This is a genomic window from Limnothrix sp. CMB-01, assembly GCF_055193175.1.
Map to the genome: position 1 here is coordinate 1,872,022 of NZ_CM143720.1, position 15,986 is coordinate 1,888,007.

14 protein-coding genes are annotated in these 15,986 nt (G+C 55.2%); 4 read left to right on the forward strand and 10 right to left on the reverse strand.

Annotated features, from left to right (window positions below):
- Positions 1-39: 39 nt before the first annotated feature.
- The 5 genes from ACZA91_RS07895 to ACZA91_RS07915 form a co-directional block, all read right to left on the reverse strand.
- Entirely contained in the window at positions 40-966 is a 927-nt protein-coding gene (locus ACZA91_RS07895) for a hypothetical protein (RefSeq protein ID WP_463185912.1), read from the reverse strand.
- A 151-nt stretch (positions 967-1,117) separates the two neighbouring features.
- Entirely contained in the window at positions 1,118-1,897 is a 780-nt protein-coding gene (pstB, locus tag ACZA91_RS07900) for a phosphate ABC transporter ATP-binding protein PstB (RefSeq protein WP_099532364.1), read from the reverse strand.
- Between the two features lie 17 nt (positions 1,898-1,914).
- Complete coding sequence (pstA, locus tag ACZA91_RS07905) at positions 1,915-2,856, reverse strand: phosphate ABC transporter permease PstA (protein WP_463185915.1); 942 nt, start codon at positions 2,854-2,856, stop codon at positions 1,915-1,917.
- Positions 2,856-3,782 carry a phosphate ABC transporter permease subunit PstC gene (gene pstC / locus ACZA91_RS07910; protein WP_099532366.1) on the reverse strand — a complete coding sequence of 309 codons (927 nt, stop codon included), beginning with the start codon at positions 3,780-3,782 and terminating at the stop codon, positions 2,856-2,858. The genes pstA and pstC overlap by 1 nt, the downstream gene beginning before the upstream one ends.
- 174 nt (positions 3,783-3,956) lie before the next feature.
- The gene (locus ACZA91_RS07915; protein WP_463185917.1) at positions 3,957-4,934 is read right to left on the reverse strand and encodes a PstS family phosphate ABC transporter substrate-binding protein; all 978 of its coding nucleotides are present in this window, start codon (positions 4,932-4,934) and stop codon (positions 3,957-3,959) included.
- Between the two features lie 1,372 nt (positions 4,935-6,306).
- On the opposite strand from ACZA91_RS07915, the gene ACZA91_RS07920 reads away from it, so the two are divergent.
- The 3 genes from ACZA91_RS07920 (at position 6,307) to ACZA91_RS07930 (ending at position 8,180) form a co-directional block, all read left to right on the forward strand.
- The gene (locus tag ACZA91_RS07920) at positions 6,307-7,053 is read left to right on the forward strand and encodes a MotA/TolQ/ExbB proton channel family protein (RefSeq protein ID WP_190353486.1); all 747 of its coding nucleotides are present in this window, start codon (positions 6,307-6,309) and stop codon (positions 7,051-7,053) included.
- 29 nt (positions 7,054-7,082) lie between these two features.
- Positions 7,083-7,493 carry an ExbD/TolR family protein gene (locus ACZA91_RS07925; RefSeq protein ID WP_099532368.1) on the forward strand — a complete coding sequence of 137 codons (411 nt, stop codon included), beginning with the start codon at positions 7,083-7,085 and terminating at the stop codon, positions 7,491-7,493.
- A gap of 96 nt (positions 7,494-7,589) precedes the next feature.
- A complete protein-coding gene (locus ACZA91_RS07930) occupies positions 7,590-8,180 on the forward strand; it encodes an ExbD/TolR family protein (RefSeq protein WP_463185918.1) in 591 nt (196 codons plus the stop codon).
- A gap of 12 nt (positions 8,181-8,192) precedes the next feature.
- On the opposite strand, the gene ACZA91_RS07935 is transcribed toward ACZA91_RS07930, so the two are convergent.
- Positions 8,193-9,773: an FAD-dependent oxidoreductase gene (locus ACZA91_RS07935; protein ID WP_190353484.1), complete on the reverse strand. Its 1,581-nt coding sequence runs from the start codon at positions 9,771-9,773 to the stop codon at positions 8,193-8,195.
- A gap of 156 nt (positions 9,774-9,929) precedes the next feature.
- Here ACZA91_RS07935 and ACZA91_RS07940 point away from each other — a divergent pair, with 156 nt between their 5' ends.
- On the forward strand, positions 9,930-11,570 hold the full coding sequence (locus ACZA91_RS07940; RefSeq protein ID WP_234406629.1) for a Ppx/GppA phosphatase family protein: 1,641 nt from the start codon (positions 9,930-9,932) through the stop codon (positions 11,568-11,570).
- A 102-nt stretch (positions 11,571-11,672) separates the two neighbouring features.
- Here ACZA91_RS07940 and ACZA91_RS07945 read toward each other — a convergent pair whose 3' ends face one another.
- From ACZA91_RS07945 to ACZA91_RS07960, 4 genes are all read right to left on the reverse strand, one after another.
- Positions 11,673-12,416, reverse strand: a complete 744-nt coding sequence (locus tag ACZA91_RS07945; protein ID WP_099532371.1) for an FHA domain-containing protein — start codon at positions 12,414-12,416, stop codon at positions 11,673-11,675.
- A gap of 313 nt (positions 12,417-12,729) precedes the next feature.
- Positions 12,730-13,122, reverse strand: a complete 393-nt coding sequence (locus ACZA91_RS07950) for a DUF1815 family protein (protein WP_099532372.1) — start codon at positions 13,120-13,122, stop codon at positions 12,730-12,732.
- 816 nt (positions 13,123-13,938) lie between these two features.
- On the reverse strand, positions 13,939-14,154 hold the full coding sequence (locus tag ACZA91_RS07955) for a DUF2839 domain-containing protein (RefSeq protein ID WP_099532373.1): 216 nt from the start codon (positions 14,152-14,154) through the stop codon (positions 13,939-13,941).
- Positions 14,155-14,389: 235 nt separating this feature from the next.
- Positions 14,390-15,967 carry an ATP-dependent DNA helicase gene (locus tag ACZA91_RS07960; RefSeq protein ID WP_463185924.1) on the reverse strand — a complete coding sequence of 526 codons (1,578 nt, stop codon included), beginning with the start codon at positions 15,965-15,967 and terminating at the stop codon, positions 14,390-14,392.
- Positions 15,968-15,986: the final 19 nt, after the last annotated feature.

Sequence of the window (15,986 nt, forward strand, 5' to 3'; positions counted from 1 at the left end):
TCTAGCCTTCAGTGATCTGAAACTTCAGCCCAGATTTTCCTAGGTTCTCGGATCCGTTTTCCAAAGCACCATAAAAGCGCCACTGCTATTGGTCAGCTTCACCAAACTGAAAAAGAAAGTAATCCCACCAGTATTTTTAGCCATGAACAATTTGGATCCGCCGTAGTTGGGATCCATTTCCGTGACTTCAAATCCCAGTTTTTGCGACAGGGTTGGCTCAATGTAATCCAAATAAGCAGCATTGGCAGACATTTGAGGAATTGCCAACGAGGCAAAGGCCCCGCGATCGACCAAAATTTGGCCATCGGCTCCCACAAAATCCCCATAAATTCCCTCAGGAATAGTTTCAGGAATACTGACCATAAATTCCTGAAGCGTGGCCTCATCATTCGTGCCACTTTCCAGCAATTTAGCCAGGATTTCTTTGCTTAATTCATCCACCAATCCCTTGCCGCTGCCGGTGCTGTCGCCGCCCGCCTGATTCACGGGGGGCGTGTTGACCGGCGGCGTATTGGCTAAGGGATCTTCGCCTTGGGGATCGGGCTTGGGGGTGGGTTCCGGCTTTGCGGTGGGGGTGGGTTTGGCTGGTTCCGTAGGCTGGGGTTTGGGTTTGGGCGGCGTGGCTACCAACGCGGGCGATCGCCTGGGGGGGGTGGCTTTGGGCTTTTGGGGCTTCGGTTTTGGGGGTTTGGGCTTGGCGTTTTTGGGTTTTTGAGGCTTCGGTTTTGGGGGGGCGGCGCTCAATTGGGAAACCTTAATCACTTCCTTGGGGGGCTGTTTTTCGGTTTCAGTGCGATCGGGTGTGGGCAACATTAACACCGCCACATGCAACCCGATCGCCACAAACAGCAATGGCCGATTGCACAGGTTCAGCAAATAGGGAATCGATCGCTGAATCTGTTTCCACTGGTTGGCAGCCCAGGGTAGGGAGTCAAGTCTAAAGTTCAGCATTGGTGAAGAACCCATGGGAGGCGATCGTCCAAGTGAGTAATGGCAACCGGTCTAAATAGCAATCAAAGTCAAAGCCAAAGTCAAAATCAAAGCCGAAATCAAAGCCAAAATCAAAATCAACGCTAATTAACAGTTCAGCAATGAATGCTAAAAATCTCAAAATTCTTTAGCCAACACTGCCCGATAAATAGGATTGGGTCAGTGGATCTTGTGGTTCAGCAAACAGCTTTGTCGTTTTTTGAAATTCCACAAGTTTTCCCAAATACATAAAAGCGGCATAGTCTGAAAACCGTGCTGCCTGCTGCAAGCTGTGGGTCACAATCAAGATCGTGACTTGGGCTTTCAGTTGCCGCATTAATTCTTCAATATGGGCCGTGGACATTGGATCCAACGCAGAAGTCGGCTCGTCAAATAACACTAAATCGGGGTTGGTTACGAGGGCGCGAGCAATGCAAAGTCGCTGTTGTTGACCACCGGAAAGATTAAAAGCCGGCTCTTTTAGGCGATCTTTTACCTCATGCCAAAGAGCAGCGGATTTGAGGGCCGCTTCCACCTTTTCATCCAAGTCCGATCGCTGAGTGCGACCCTGAACCCGTAAACCGTAGGCTACATTTTCATAAACCGATTTTGGAAAAGGATTTGGTTTCTGAAAAACCATCCCAATTCGCATCCGCACCTCGATCGGGTCAATGGTGGGACTGAGAATATTGTGTCGTTGATCTAAGAGAATTTCGCCCCGATAGCGATTGTTAGGATATAGATCATGCATTCGGTTAAAACACCGCAGCAAGGTTGTTTTGCCGCACCCTGAAGGCCCCATGAGGGCCGTAATTTGCCGATCGGGAATCGCAAGGTTGATATCTTTCAGCACTTGAGACTGGCCGTAGTAGAAATCAAGCGATCGCACTTCGGCTTTAATAGGAAATTGGCTATCAAGTCGCTGCATAGTCTGTGAACTGCTGGTTACCATTTGATTCCTTGACGCAGACGATAGCGGAGATAAATTGCAAAGCCATTCATCAGCAAAGTCATGGTCATTAACACTGTGCCTGCCGCTGCCGCGTTAACCTGAAATTCAGGATTGGGCCGAGAAACCCAATTGAACATTTGAATTGGCATCACGGTGAAGGGAGAATTCAACCATTCCCAGGACACAAAAGGTGGCTTGCCTTGAAAAGGAGACTCGGGCAAAAAGGCAATGAAGGTTAAAGCACCAATTGTTATCAAACTGGAGGTTTCACCAATCGCCCGCGACAAACCAATGATCGTTCCCGTCAAAATGCCCCCGATCGAGTAGGGCAAAACATGATGCCAAATCACTTGCCATTGGGTGGCTCCCACTGCATAGGCTGCCTCGCGAATCATTTGCGGAATTGATCGCAAAGACTCTCGCGTGGTCACAATTACGATCGGCAAAATCAACAGCGCCAGCGTGCAACCAGCCGTTAAAACACTACGCCCAAACTTGAATTCATAGACAAACACACCCAAGGCCAAAAGTCCATAAATAATGGAAGGAACTCCAGCCAAGTTGGTGACGTTTATCTCAATCAATTCTGAAAGCCAATTTTTGCGAGCATATTCTTCCAAATAAATACCCGCTGCTACCCCGATCGGCACTGCCACAATGGCAGTCACCGAAATCACTAACAAACTGCCAACCCAAGCGGCTAAAATACCGGCGCGTTCTGGGCGGCGGCTGGCAAAAGCCGTGAAAAATTCCCAGGTACTGAGCCTTGGCCAGCCACTCATGGCCATATGAATAATCAAGGCTGCCAGGGTGAACAATGCCACCATAATTGCCACCAAACCCATCACCATAAAGCCCAGATTCAGCAGCTTGCGTTGATGGAGTTGGTGACCCAGTTGGGGTGTAATGAGGTCTGAAAACTTGGCAGCTAACATCAGTAACGCTCGCGATAACGTTTTGTCAGTAAGTGACCAATAATGTTCAGGACAAGGGTTAAAAGAACCAGCGTTAATCCTGCGGCAAAAATGGTTTGATATTGCAAAGTGCCGTGGGGCAAATCGCCCATGCTGACCTGCACAATGTAGGCCGTGATGGTGGCAGCTTGCTCAAAGGGATTGAAGGTGAGGGTGGGTTGCAACCCCGCCGCGATCGTTACGATCATCGTTTCCCCCAAGGCGCGGGATGTGCCCAAAATATAGGCGGACATAATCCCGGAAATAGCCGACGGAAACACCACTTTCAACGCCGTTTGTAGCTTGGTTGCCCCCATGGCATAGGATCCCTCGCGCAGGGTATTGGGCACGGCTTGCATGGCATCTTCACTGATGGAACTCACCAGCGGAATAATGGCTAATCCCATGACTGCGCCCGCGCTGATCATGTTGAAACCGGGGAGCCAAGGCAGCACCTGTTGCAATAGGGGCGTGACCACCAATAGGGCAAAGTAGCCATAAACAACGCTGGGCACACCGGCTAACAATTCCAGCAGTGGTTTTAGAATTTCGCGCACCGTGGCGGGTGCAAATTCACTGGAATAAATGGCGATCGCAGTGCCGAAGGGAATGGCAATGAGCAAGGCCACAAAGGTGGTCGTTAAGGTTCCGGACAGCAGCGGCCAAATGCCATATTTAGGATCGCCAAACAGCGGTGTCCAGCGGGTTTCGGTAATGAATTCCCAAAGGGAAACTTGCTGAAAAAACTGTAGGGATTCACCCACCAAAACGTAAAGAATGCCGAGCAGGGTGGCGATCGAAGAGAGGGCCGCCAGCAACAGCAACAGTTCGATCGCCCGTTCAGTCCAGCGCTGTCGATCGCGCGATCGCCGCCAAGGGTTGAGGGGAGTTGAATCTCGCAAAGCCATAGGTCTTGATATCAAAGGAGCAAGCGATCGACCCCATCGGCAGACCGCTTGCCCCAGTTCATTCGGTTTGATTCGCTCAAGCACTGGGCCACCGTCGCGATCGACCCATAATTCCCAGTGGAGTTCGATCGATGCGCAGTTGCCCAGAGCCGCCTGCTATCTGGGCGATCGAGCCTACAGGCCCGCCCGCAACGGCTTGCGGCCCACTTCCCGTTGGCTCAAGCGTTGGGTTGCCGCTTGGTAGTCCGCATCCGGCAGCGGCACGTAGTCCACTTCCCGCACCAGACGAGTCGCATTCTTCAGGTAAAATTCCGAAAACTCGCGCACCTCGGGGCGATCGAGCGCCGACTTCTTCACGTAGATGTAGATGGGGCGCGACAGCGGCTTATAGGTTCCGTCATTCACCGTTGCTACGGCCGGCATCACAGCACCCTTGCCCGAGTCAATGGCCACCGCCTTCACGCGGCTCTTGTTCAGGTCATAGTAGGCGAAGCCGAAATAGCCCAAGGCGTTTTGGTCGCGCGAAACGCCCTGCACCAAAACGTTGTCATCTTCGCTGGGCGTGTAGTCCGTGCGGCTCTTGTTGTCCTTGCCCAAAATCACTTCATTGAAATAGTCAAACGTGCCCGAATCTGCACCGGGGCCAAACAGCGTGAACTTCACATCCGGCCAGCCGGGACGAACTTGGCTCCACTTCGTAATTTTTCCTTCCGCAGCCCCTTCCCACATGGCCTTCAATTCTGCGGTGGTCATGCTGGCGGCCCAAGTGTTGCGGGGGTTCACCACCACCGTCAGCGCATCGTAGGCGATCGGCAGTTCCACGTACTCAATTCCCTTGGCGGCGCAGGCCTGTTGCTCGCTTTCCTTAATCGGCCGCGATGCGTTGCTGATATCCAATTCACCGTTGCAGAACTTCTTGAACCCACCGCCGGTTCCCGAGATCCCAACCGTCACCCGCACAGCGCCCCGCTTGGAAGCTTGGAACTCTTCGGCCACCGCTTCCGTAATGGGGAACACCGTGCTCGACCCATCAATGGCGATCGTGTTGTTCTGGGACTGAGCGGCTTGGGTACCCCAGTTCGTAACAAATGCCAGCGCTGCCACTGCTCCGGCCAAAATCGCGCTCCGACGACGCAACTTCGTAGAGATCATAAACACTTCACTCCAGCACAAAGATTGATTACGAACACCAGCAACCCACCCCAAGACCCAGCCCGCAGCCGTCAGTCAATGTTCAAGCTCTGGCCCAATAGCGAAACCTTAAAACCATTGGCGATTGAAACTGCTGGCTCAGATCTTGGCCGCACTCAATTGGTGCGGAATCGATGCAGTTTTTTGTGTGATGCCAACAGAGCATCGACATTGCCTTGGATTGGCTTGCGATTCATTGAAAATTTGCTGGCAATTGAATCACCGACTCAACACCTGTCTGCCTGAAGTGGGTGATCAAAAACAAACAAATTTCAAGAAGTTGTTAAAAAATTCCAACTTAGCAGCCTCATTATTTCGGAAATCGGTTATTGGAAGTCTGCTATTGAATTAAGAATGGGTTAAAGAAAATTTAAAATCATTCTGGTTCGTCGTGAACTTCTAACAAAGTGACCAAAAATCGTGCAATTTTGCGTCTTACGCAAAAATTTAATTACATTTAAACTTTTCTTAATTTAAGCAAGATTGACTTTAGGCAGGAGCAATCAAAAACAGCTTTGAACGCCTAAATGGATTGATTAAGGTGCTCAATCAGCCCTCATTAGTTCTCAATAGTCACATTTCAAGCTAAAAGTCTGCACGACCAAATAGAATCGCCTAAGTTAAGGGCAGTTCACGGACGACTGTCGAAGGAGATTCGAGGGCTTCTTTCAAAATCCTTCCGAAGCAAAGCACTTCTAAAGCTTCCATACAGCCCTTACTTCGATTACTAAGCACAGTCGTCCGTAGGGTGGGCAGTGCCCACCAAACCGTTGCTTTATGGCATCTGCAATATGGCGTGCCAATAATTCTAGGTAAAGGTTGTATGATTCTTAGAAAGCATTTTAGAAAGTATTTTTAAAAAGCATTCTAGAGAGCATCTTTTCAAGAATTTCTCTTCTAAGAATTGCTGAAAAATTGCAAGCCAATTTCAGAATTTAATTTAACTGTGTTGATAAAATCCAGATTAATTCTGGCTCCTTTTATTTTTTATTCTTGCATTAATTTCCTGGTTTTTCTTGCATTGTATTGACGAGTTGATCAGTGAATTGATTGACCTGTGAATCAATGACACGAATGAACTGATAAATAATTGGTATTTTCTGATATTTTGTGATTGATTACGGACTCTGCCATCACACTGAACCGATCAGGCGAGGGCCGTGAGTTAAGGGTGCGATCGAACTTGCAGCTACCCGGGAATCGGTTAGGACATCGATCGACTGACCAAATCGACTAACCAATGGGATGCTTGGGGCTGGTAGGGGCGATCGAGCGGGATCAATGGGAATCGGCAACGCTAGGTATCACAACGCTTTTGGGTTTTAGGGCGGCCATGTCTCAGGTTTTTGATTTGCTGGTGAAAGGGGGGCCGGTCATGTGGCCCCTGCTGGGAATGTCGATCGCGACGGTGGCCGTGACCCTGGAGCGGGCAGTGTTTTGGGTGCGGTTAATGGCCCAGGAAGATCGCATTGTCCATGATGTATTGGCGGCGGCAAAGTATAGCCTGGAGGATGCGGCGATCACGGCTCGCGAGGCCCAAACCCTCCCGATCGGGCGATTTTTGTTGGCTCCCTTGATGTTGAAACAAGCCACCCCGGAGACGTTTAATTTGGCGCTGGAAACGGCCGCCGAACGGGAGTTCGTGAAAATGCGACGGGGCGATAAATTGCTGGAGACGATCGTGGCCGTTGCCCCCCTGCTGGGACTGCTGGGAACGGTGACGGGGCTAATTGCCACCTTCAATAACTTGAACATTGGTGGTGGCGGCGACACCAAGGCCGCCACGGCCGCCGCCGCAGGGATCGGTGAAGCCCTGTTAACCACGGCCTTTGGCATGATTGTGGCGATTATGGCTTTGGTGGTGTTTCGGGTGTTGGTGGTGCTGCAATCTCAGCAAATTGACTATTTCACCGAAGTGGGCAGTCGTTTGGAGCTGATCTATCGCCAGGTTTGGTATGAACCCCTGTTCCCCACGCCGGACTTGCCCAGCGGTGGCGGTCGATCGCCCGGCGGAGAACGGCCAACCCATGGGTTCGACCCCTTGCCCTATGCCGATCGCCCGCCGTCGTTGGTGGATTAGGAGTGGATTAGGACAGGAAACCAGGCCCCATGCGACCCAAGACCCGATCGGCCAATCAGCTCCCAGATGTCAACCTCGTGCCGATGATGGACGTGTTGATGACGGTGCTCACGTTCTTTATTTTGGTGTCGATGACCCTGACCGGGGCGCAGATGCCCAACGTGCAGTTGCCCAAGTCCAAAACCTCAGCGGCGGCGACGGTTCCCAAGGATCCGCTGCTGGTGGGGCTAGACCAAAAAAAGCAGATTTTGCTGAATGACAAACCGGTGACCCCGGCGGAACTGGATCAAGCCGTGGCGGACTATTTTGCCAAACAGCCGGATGGGATGGTGGTGTTGAAGGCCGATCGCACCTTGCCGTTTCGATCAATTGAAGAAGTCTTGACGCTCCTGAAAGCCGTGGGGGGCGATCGGGTCGGTCTTTCCTTCGAGCAGGGTTAATCAACCGCCAGGCCGGTTAGTTCTTGTGGCCGTTGCCTGCCGCTGCCTTGTTCCTTTGGCGCTCATGCCCCCCTCAACCGGAGTGGATTCTCAACCATGCGATCGCGCAATCGACAGACTCACCACAAACCCCCGGAAGTCAACCTTGTGCCGATGCTGGACGTGTTGATGACGGTGCTCACCTTTTTCATCATTTTGTCCATGGTGTTGGGCAGCCAAAACAGCCTGGAAGTGAACCTGCCCGCCAGCGGTGAGGATGCGCCTGCGGAACCCGACCAGGGGCCGCCACCACCGCCCTTGTTGATTAAGCTGGATCGCCAGGGACAAACGGTGGTGCTCGATCGCGCCATTCCCAAGGATCAACTCAAGGCGGATATTCAGAACTACCTCAAGAATCCCAAGGGTGTGGTGTTAATTCAGCCCGATCGCAACTTGCCCTACGAAAAGGTGTTGCAGTTGGTCAGTGAGCTGCGGGCCGCCGGCCCCGATCGGGTCACCCTGGCGATCGGGGAAGAATGGGCAACGCCTGCGGAGAATGCCCCGGAAAGCGAAGCCGCATCGAATGCGGAAGCGGCCGCCCCGGCGGAAGATGCCACCAACAACGAAGCCACCGAGGCAGAAACAGCCCCAGCGGCTTCGACTCCCGGCCGAGTGCTCTCGGATGTGCCGGATGTAACGAACGATTAGGAGAATCGGCCCCTAACGTCGGGCCCCCAAGAACGAGGGCGTGAGGTTCAGGTTTTCGGGCCCCCAGGCGGGAAACCAATTGGCCAGCAGCCGTTGATAGAGCCAAGCGCCCCCCACCCGCATCATGATCGAGGGATGAAATAGAGCTTGGGGAGAGAGGATCATGTGCTGGATTTTCCAGACAATCTCATGGATGTCCTTGTGGGCATCGGTGAGATGCAAAACTCGCTCCAGATAAGCTTGCATCCAGCGCGTGGGGCGATCGGGTCGCGGCCCTTCGGTGGCGGGCCAACGCAGGTCTTCCCCCGTGGCCATCAACCAAGGCAACTGAATCACGCGGGCCAACTCTTGCCGGAACAGGTGGGTAAATTGTCCCCAATCTAAGCCCAGTTCCGATTGGGCCCGATCGAGACAATCACCCAAGGTCACCGCACCGAGTGCGGCCCCGGTCATGCCCTGGCCATAAATTGGGTTGAAGGTGCAAACCGCATCCCCCAACAGGGCCAGCCCGATCGGGAACGTGGCCAACTGTTCGTAATGTCGCCAGCGGTTGGCCGTGCCCCGATAGAGCTTGATGTCTGAAATCGGTTGCGCCGAGGCGATCGCCCGCGCAATGGCCGGATCCCGCAAGCTGCGAACAAAGGCCAGAAACCCTTCCTCATCGGCCGGGGGATAGTCGCCATTGGTTCCCGAAACCGTCACCACCCAGCGGTTACCCTCCACCGGATAGAGCACCCCGGCGCGGGGTTGGTGGGGCGGCTTGGCCCACAGCAAAATCGATTTCCAGGTGTTTTCCGGATCCTGGGCCACCTGGGCCAAATAGTCGGCGGGCATTTGATACCAACGGCTGGCGTAACCCAACTTGGCATCGATCGTCACTTCCGGAACGGAGCCATAGCCCAACTGTTGCAGCCAGCGGGGCATTTGGGAATTACGTCCCATGGCATCCACCACCAATTGGGCCCCCAAGAGGGTTTCCGTGGCCAAGGTGCTCACCAGGTTTTGGGCAGAGTTCCCTTCTAGGCGCACTCCCGTGACCCGATCGCCCGCCACCACTAGCCCTTGAACCGCAACCCCCGACATAAAAATCACGTTGGGAATGGCCTGTAACCGTCGCCGCACCAAGTTTTCCAGGAGCGATCGGCTGCTGGTGCGGGTCACCAAATCCGATGAAACCCGTGGATTCCAACTGCCGAGGCCCATCATGGCGCAGTCGGCTGTCCAGTTCACTTCCACTGCTCCGGATGTGGCCAAATCATTGGCGAATCCAGGAAAGAGCGATTCCAAAATCTGCTGTCCCCGCGCCAACAGCACATGCACATGGTCAGCCTGGGGCGTGCCAGGGCGGCGATTGCACCAGGTTTCGTCCGGGGTTTCGGGTCGTTCCCAGGGGGTGGGCAGGGGATCCCGTTCCAAAACCAAGACGGTTTGGAAGCGATCGGCCAAAACTCGGGCGGCCAACAGACCCGCCAAACTTCCTCCGAGGACAATGGCGCGATCGGGCTGCGAGTGGGTGGCCGCCGCCTGATCCATCACCGGATTCATCCACAATTGGCTATGGGCTGTAATCGATCGAAGAGTAGACAACAGCATCGGACGCACTCGCAGGGTGTAAAGCAGCGTTGCAATACACTTCGCAAAATCAAGTGCCCAATCCGGAGTTTCTCTGCTGTTCAGCCAATCCACAAACTGGAATGCGCATCTGATCAACTGCGGTATTAAAATCGGCCTAGACCCGCCATGCAAACCATGCAAACCCTGTCTGCTTCGCCTGCCCCGCTCGCTTTTCGATCGAGCCGTCCCGTTGTGGCCGCCATCGACATCGGCACAAACTCCATTCACATGGCCATTGTGCAGGTGGATCCCAGTTTGCCCGCCTTCGACATCATTTCCCGCGAGAAAAGTACGGTGCGGTTGGGTGAGCGCGATCCCAAAACCGGTGATTTGACAGAGGCAGCCATGGATCGGGCGATCGCTGCCCTGCAACGGTGCTATGACCTGGCCCTGAGCCTGCAAGTGGATGAAGTGATTGCCGTGGCCACCAGTGCCGTGCGGGAAGCTCCCAACGGCCGAGACTTTTTGCGACGGGTGGCGCGGGATGTGGGCATGAAGGTGAATGCGATCGCCGGGCCCGAAGAAGCCCGCCGCATTTATCTAGGGGTGTTGTCGGCCATGGAGTTAGATGGCAAGCCCCACGCCATCATCGACATTGGCGGTGGCTCCACGGAGTTGATTTTGGGGGATGGGCGTGAACCCCTTTACCTGAGCAGCACCAAGGTGGGGGCCGTGCGGCTCACCACGGAATTTGTCCGCACCGACCCGATCACGGACATGGACTATGAGGCGCTGCGGGCCTATGCCCGGGGCATGTTGGAGCGGGCGGTGGAAGAATTGCATGGGGAACTGGTCAAACATCCCCTCGCAGATCAACTGACCCTGGTGGGCACGTCGGGCACGGCAGAATGCTTGGCGGCCATCCATGCGGCGGACAGCACGGGCTATGTTCCCTCCCCGTTGCAGGGCTGTGAGTTGCCGTTGGCGGCCTTGCGAGAATGGGTCGATCGACTGCGCCGCATGGACATTGAGGAGCGATCGACCCTGCCGGAAATGAGCGATCGGCGGGCGGAAATTATCCTGGCCGGAGCCGTGGTGTTGCAAGAGGCTATGGATCTGTTGGGAGTCGATCGACTGGTGGTGTGCGAGCGATCGCTCCGGGAAGGCGTAATCGTTGACTGGATGTTGCAGCACCAACTGATTGACGATCGCCTGCGGTTCCAAAGCTCCGTGCGCGAACGCAGCGTTCTGGCGCTGGCTAAAAAATATCAGGTGAACCTGCCTTCCGCCGAGCATGTGGCCGCCATGGCCCTCACCCTGTTTGACCAAACCCAAGGCCTATTGCACAACTGGGATGACAATAGCCGCGAGCTGCTGTGGGCCGCCGCCGTCCTGCACCAATGCGGCCATCACGTGGGCCATGATGCTCACCACAAACACGCCTATTACCTGATCCGCCACGGGCAACTGCTGGGCTACACGGAAACGGAAATTGAAGTGATTGCCAACCTGGCCCGCTACCACCGCAAGAGCGCTCCCAAAAAACGACACGAGGGCTATCAGGCCCTGGCGGGCAAGCGCTATCGGCAAATGGTGGACGAGCTGAGCGCCATTTTGCGCCTGGCCGCAGCCCTCGATCGCCGTCAAATTCAAGCGGTGCGCCGGGTGCAATGCCAGTTTCGGCCCCCCAGTCGCGAATTTCGATTGTTGTTGGAACCGGCCGATCGCCACGATGACTGCGCGATCGAGCGGTGGAGTCTGGACTGTGAATGTCCCATTTTCGAGACCCAATTCAGCGTGGATCTGGTGACGATCATGGAACCCAGCGGTTGCTAGCCTTGGGGCCGCTGCAACCTATCCAACTGACCGACCGACCAACTGACTAATCCAACTGACCAACCAACTAACCGACCAACCGAAAAAACCAACAGTAAAACCCTAAAACGCAAATCCCTCGGGATCCGGCAACGGCGGCCCCAAATCATCCTCACCATCCACCGGGGCATTATTCTCGCCGGCCCCTTCGCCGCTGGCCAGCATCGTTTCCTCCGCCGCCAACTTCTCCGCCAGCGGCACGGATAACGCATCCTTGTAGCGCAAGCTGGAATCCGTTTCCTCGGGAATCGGCATGGCTTGGAGTTGGGCGATCAAATCGGCCGGGGCCGAATTCACCGTTTGGGAGCTGTAGCAGATAAAGAAATCAAACGAAAAGCCCCCCAACCGCAGTCGATCGCCATCCCGCAACCGGTGGCGGCCCCGCACCAGCCGACCGTTAATAAAAGAGCCGTTGGTGCTGCCCAGATCCACCAAATAAAAACCCCGGCGCGGAATGTATTGAATCACTGCGTGACGACGGGAGAGGCGCTGATCGGGAATCGGCAATGCTGCTTGGGGATCGCGCCCCATCATCCAAATCATTTGGTATTGCAGCAGAGATTGGCTTTTGCCATTAATCAGGTTGGAAATTAGATAGGCCTGCTGACCGCGCACCATGCCCTGGACATAACGGCTGCTGCGGAGGTGTTCACCCACCTGTTGCTGATCCGCATCCAGCAGCTCATCAAAGAAGTCGCGATGGTTGTTGTAAAGCTTTAGAAACAGCTCATAGGCTTGCTCTCGATGCTCGTCAGCATCGATCGGGGGGCGATCGGGAGTGCGAGGATCGACAGCGCGGGGGTTCATAGGGGCAGGATGTTAAAACGCAATCAACCGCGAAGCGCAGAGGTTGAGGTAGACACTTGACACCCTCCTCAGCTTAGGGGCATGAGGATTCCAACGATACACACAACCACCCCCGAGTTGCCACCTGCATTTTGAGCGACCCGAGTGATTACTGAGTCATGACTGCGTGCTGACTGGGCGATCGCGCAGGTCGGCCACCGGTCTTGATGGCGCACTGGGGGAAATTGGACTCATCCATGGTGCAACGTTTGCATGGTGCAACGTTGGCAATGTCCCAGCGTACCGGCCACCAAGCGCGGTTTGCTGTTTAACCTTAGCCCACCAACATCTGGGTTGAAGCGTTTGGAGCCGTTGTGCCCATGACGGGGGATTGGGGAACGGAACGATCGGCCAATGGGGAATTTTCAGAAACCTTCAGCAGTTTGGCCAGTTCCTGGAGCTGCCCGATCGCCTCAGCCCCTTCAATTTTCATGAGTTCGCGATCATCGCGCATCTCCGTCCAGGTAATTCCATAATCGGACACCAGGAACCGGATCAGGTGATTATCGCCGAGACTAACCATAAACGATGCGCTGTTCATGCGATCGCCACAGGTATAGCACGAGGCCAAATAGCCCCGGCGTTCTAGAACATTGGCCAAAGCCTGCAGGCTCATGACGAGATCCCTGACAAACTGGCGATGTTGCTCGGCAAGTCTGAGAAACACGGCTTACCCTCGATCTTCTGGTTTCATTGTAGAGGCTGATTACGATTTTTATAGTCTCTTAAGAATTTCAGCAAGCAATCAACGGATTGATTGGTTTCGCTGATTCGATTGATGTGATGCTTGGGGCGATCGCCCTGGGCTGCCCCTTAACAATGGAAGGCGACAAAGGCCCTAGTCTGCCCAATGCTGGGTTTGGGATGGTTATCCCTAGTGCAAGGGCGGCATCGGTGACCTGTAAACTGCTGGCAAGATCCCACTAATCTGTGTCACCAGTCCGTATGAAAGAACACAGTGCTTCGAGTGGTTTCGGGATCAAACTTTGGCCAGCATTGAGCAGATTTTCCTGAAAAATCACTGAAGAAACGCTCATCAATTTCCAAGGATCCTGGAGCTTGGGCCCTTAGAAATTGCCCCTGAAAACCCTGATCCAAACTTTTGGCTACGTTGTTCGGATTGTTACATTGACCGTCCCCGGGGAATGGATGATCGGGATAGCAGGTCAGGGGGGGAATGGCAGTGGATGCGGAACTGCCTAGGGGTTTCTTCGCAACGGATTGGCGCGGATCTTGGTACGGATGTTTTGAGCCAAGGAAGTGCTCAAAGTCCAACATGACGGGGACTATTGCGATCTTCCCATGGTTTGATTCGGATCCGGGGGGATAGGAACAACCGTTGAGAATTCTTAGGATTCGATCGCAACAGGTCACAGGGGGCCGGTTGCCCAATTGAGCAGAGCAGACGCTTCCCAAAGATTTCCCAAGGGTATCAATAATGGCGCGATGATGGCGCGATTATTGGACGATCGCCCCACTGATTTTAGTTAACCTGCCACCAACCAAAGGCCGGCCCCACAAATCGAATGGTGAGCCAAGCGGCCAACAGCGTACCGATCCCAATCCAAGCCCCGCGACTGGTGATCTTCACGAACCGATCGGCTTGCTGTTTGGTAATTGGCACGTTGGGCAAAATCGTTTCTTGAGCCTTGCCGTAGTCGTCCCCAAGGAGGGATTTGCGGCGTTTGGATTCACCCATTGTTCATCTCCACCCAGTTTTTTTGTAGATAAAGGATATCTGTTAATTAACCCTGAAACGATCGCGAAATGGTTGGGCTGGCAGTTCGATTGGGGAGCAGAGCGATCAAAAATTCGCCCGATCGCCCCCGAGGGAAATGAGCTTAGACGAACATTTCGCAAGAATTCTTCAACTTTGGATTCAGATTTCTAGCCCGTCGGCGCTGCCCTGGAAATTTCTGGACATTTCTGGAAATTTAAAGCCAACGGGGTTCGAGGTCATTCATCCGCTCCACGGGATCCAAGGCCGCCAGCACCTGGGAGCCATAGCTGCGGCGCACCACCCGGGTGTCCAGCAGGGCCAACAGCGGGGGCGCATTGGGATCAGGGGTCGATCGCTCCCGTAATGGGGCGATCGACCGTTGTAGATCGCTAAGGGCCGAGGGCAACAGATACCAGCGAAACCAGTCCCGACGCTGGCGCTTGTAGGCGCTGACCCGGGCGGCCACCAGGGGATCTTCGAGGGAGGGAATGGGCAAGGCCGCAATCACCAGCAGGTGGGGAGCGGGCAGCCGATCGCTGTGGTTGCGCCAAAAGTCCCACCCGGTGACCAAAATGCCGTTGTCATCGGGGGCGGTGCGTTCCAGTTGGACGCGGGAGCCAAATTCCGCCGCCAGTTGGGCCGCCAGCCGGCCCTTGAGAGGCACATCTCCCACCAACACCACGGTGAAGCCGGTGGGCCCTTGCCAAGCCAACAGGGCATAGAGCTGCTGAATCAGGGCCGCCTGAAATTGCGGGGTGTTGGGGAGGGGCAACTGCTCGGGTAAATAGAACCCGATCGCCTCTTGCTGTCGATCGGGCGTGAATTTCAAGCAGGTCAGCCGCTGCTCATCGCCGTTGTCCAGCCCCAACCGCGCTTGATATAAGGGAGCTTCCACTTCCAAATCCAGGAAGCTGCCAATCAGGGCGATCGGCTGGGCTTGCCAGAGGGGGCGCAAGATTTCGGCCACGTCGATCGGTTGGCATTGCAGGTGAAACTGCCCCGTTTGGCGATCGGGCTGGGCCAGGATCGGCCATTGCTGGTCTCCGGCCCGGTGCAGCAGCGTTCGCCACAGGGGCGGCAGTTGAACCGCCAATAATCGCAATGTTTGCAGCAAGGCCGCCGCTTCCGGCTCATCCAACAGCCAAGCGCCGTAGGGATTGGGGGGATGTTGCAGCAGTCCATGGGCGATCGCCACTTCCAAGTCATGGATGACCTGGGCGCGATCGGGACAGGCCAAACGCCACCGATGCCAATCGGCCGGGCTAATGTCCAGTCGCAGGGTTTCTTGCGTCCAGCGCTCCAGATCATCGGCCCCATCAATCAGGGTGGGCAGGCCGGCCAAGCGCGATCGCTGGCCCGACAGTTCCAGGCGATCGGCCAGCCATTGGCTGGGGGACAAAATCCAGAGACCCGGTTGATCGGCCCGCAAGGTGGCCGCCAGGGCCTGTGCGGCTTCCGGGGGTTGATCCACCAGGCAATGCACCGGAGGCAAGGGGCGATCGCTCTGGGTCAGCCACAACCGCAACCGAGCCAAGTCCACTTCTAAAAGCCGCTGTTGCACCGCCCGGGGAACCACCAACACCACCGCCTGCTCGCAGAGCAGGGCCGGAGCCAGATAGCTGAGGCGATGGCGGCCGGCGGCCACGGCCGTGCCCCCTTGGATCAGGGAACTGCGGCCCGATCGCAAGACCCGCGCCACCAACCGCGCCAGGGTTAGGTGATGCAGCCAGGGGCGATCGCCACAGGCCCGCAAAAATGCGCGTAACTGTTGGTGGACTTCAACTTCCAGCATTCTCAGCTCCCACGACCCA

Coding starts and splice junctions, on each gene's coding strand:
- ACZA91_RS07915 (WP_463185917.1), bottom strand. CDS start 4,934: ATGATCTCTACGAAGTTGCGTCGTCGGAGCGCGATTTTGGCCGGAGCA.
- pstC (WP_099532366.1), bottom strand. CDS start 3,782: ATGGCTTTGCGAGATTCAACTCCCCTCAACCCTTGGCGGCGATCGCGC.
- ACZA91_RS07930 (WP_463185918.1), top strand. CDS start 7,590: ATGCGATCGCGCAATCGACAGACTCACCACAAACCCCCGGAAGTCAAC.
- ACZA91_RS07955 (WP_099532373.1), bottom strand. CDS start 14,154: ATGGGTGAATCCAAACGCCGCAAATCCCTCCTTGGGGACGACTACGGC.
- ACZA91_RS07920 (WP_190353486.1), top strand. CDS start 6,307: ATGTCTCAGGTTTTTGATTTGCTGGTGAAAGGGGGGCCGGTCATGTGG.
- pstB (WP_099532364.1), bottom strand. CDS start 1,897: ATGCAGCGACTTGATAGCCAATTTCCTATTAAAGCCGAAGTGCGATCG.
- ACZA91_RS07895 (WP_463185912.1), bottom strand. CDS start 966: ATGGGTTCTTCACCAATGCTGAACTTTAGACTTGACTCCCTACCCTGG.
- ACZA91_RS07925 (WP_099532368.1), top strand. CDS start 7,083: ATGCGACCCAAGACCCGATCGGCCAATCAGCTCCCAGATGTCAACCTC.
- ACZA91_RS07940 (WP_234406629.1), top strand. CDS start 9,930: ATGCAAACCCTGTCTGCTTCGCCTGCCCCGCTCGCTTTTCGATCGAGC.
- ACZA91_RS07945 (WP_099532371.1), bottom strand. CDS start 12,416: ATGAACCCCCGCGCTGTCGATCCTCGCACTCCCGATCGCCCCCCGATC.
- pstA (WP_463185915.1), bottom strand. CDS start 2,856: ATGTTAGCTGCCAAGTTTTCAGACCTCATTACACCCCAACTGGGTCAC.
- ACZA91_RS07935 (WP_190353484.1), bottom strand. CDS start 9,773: ATGCTGTTGTCTACTCTTCGATCGATTACAGCCCATAGCCAATTGTGG.
- ACZA91_RS07960 (WP_463185924.1), bottom strand. CDS start 15,967: ATGCTGGAAGTTGAAGTCCACCAACAGTTACGCGCATTTTTGCGGGCC.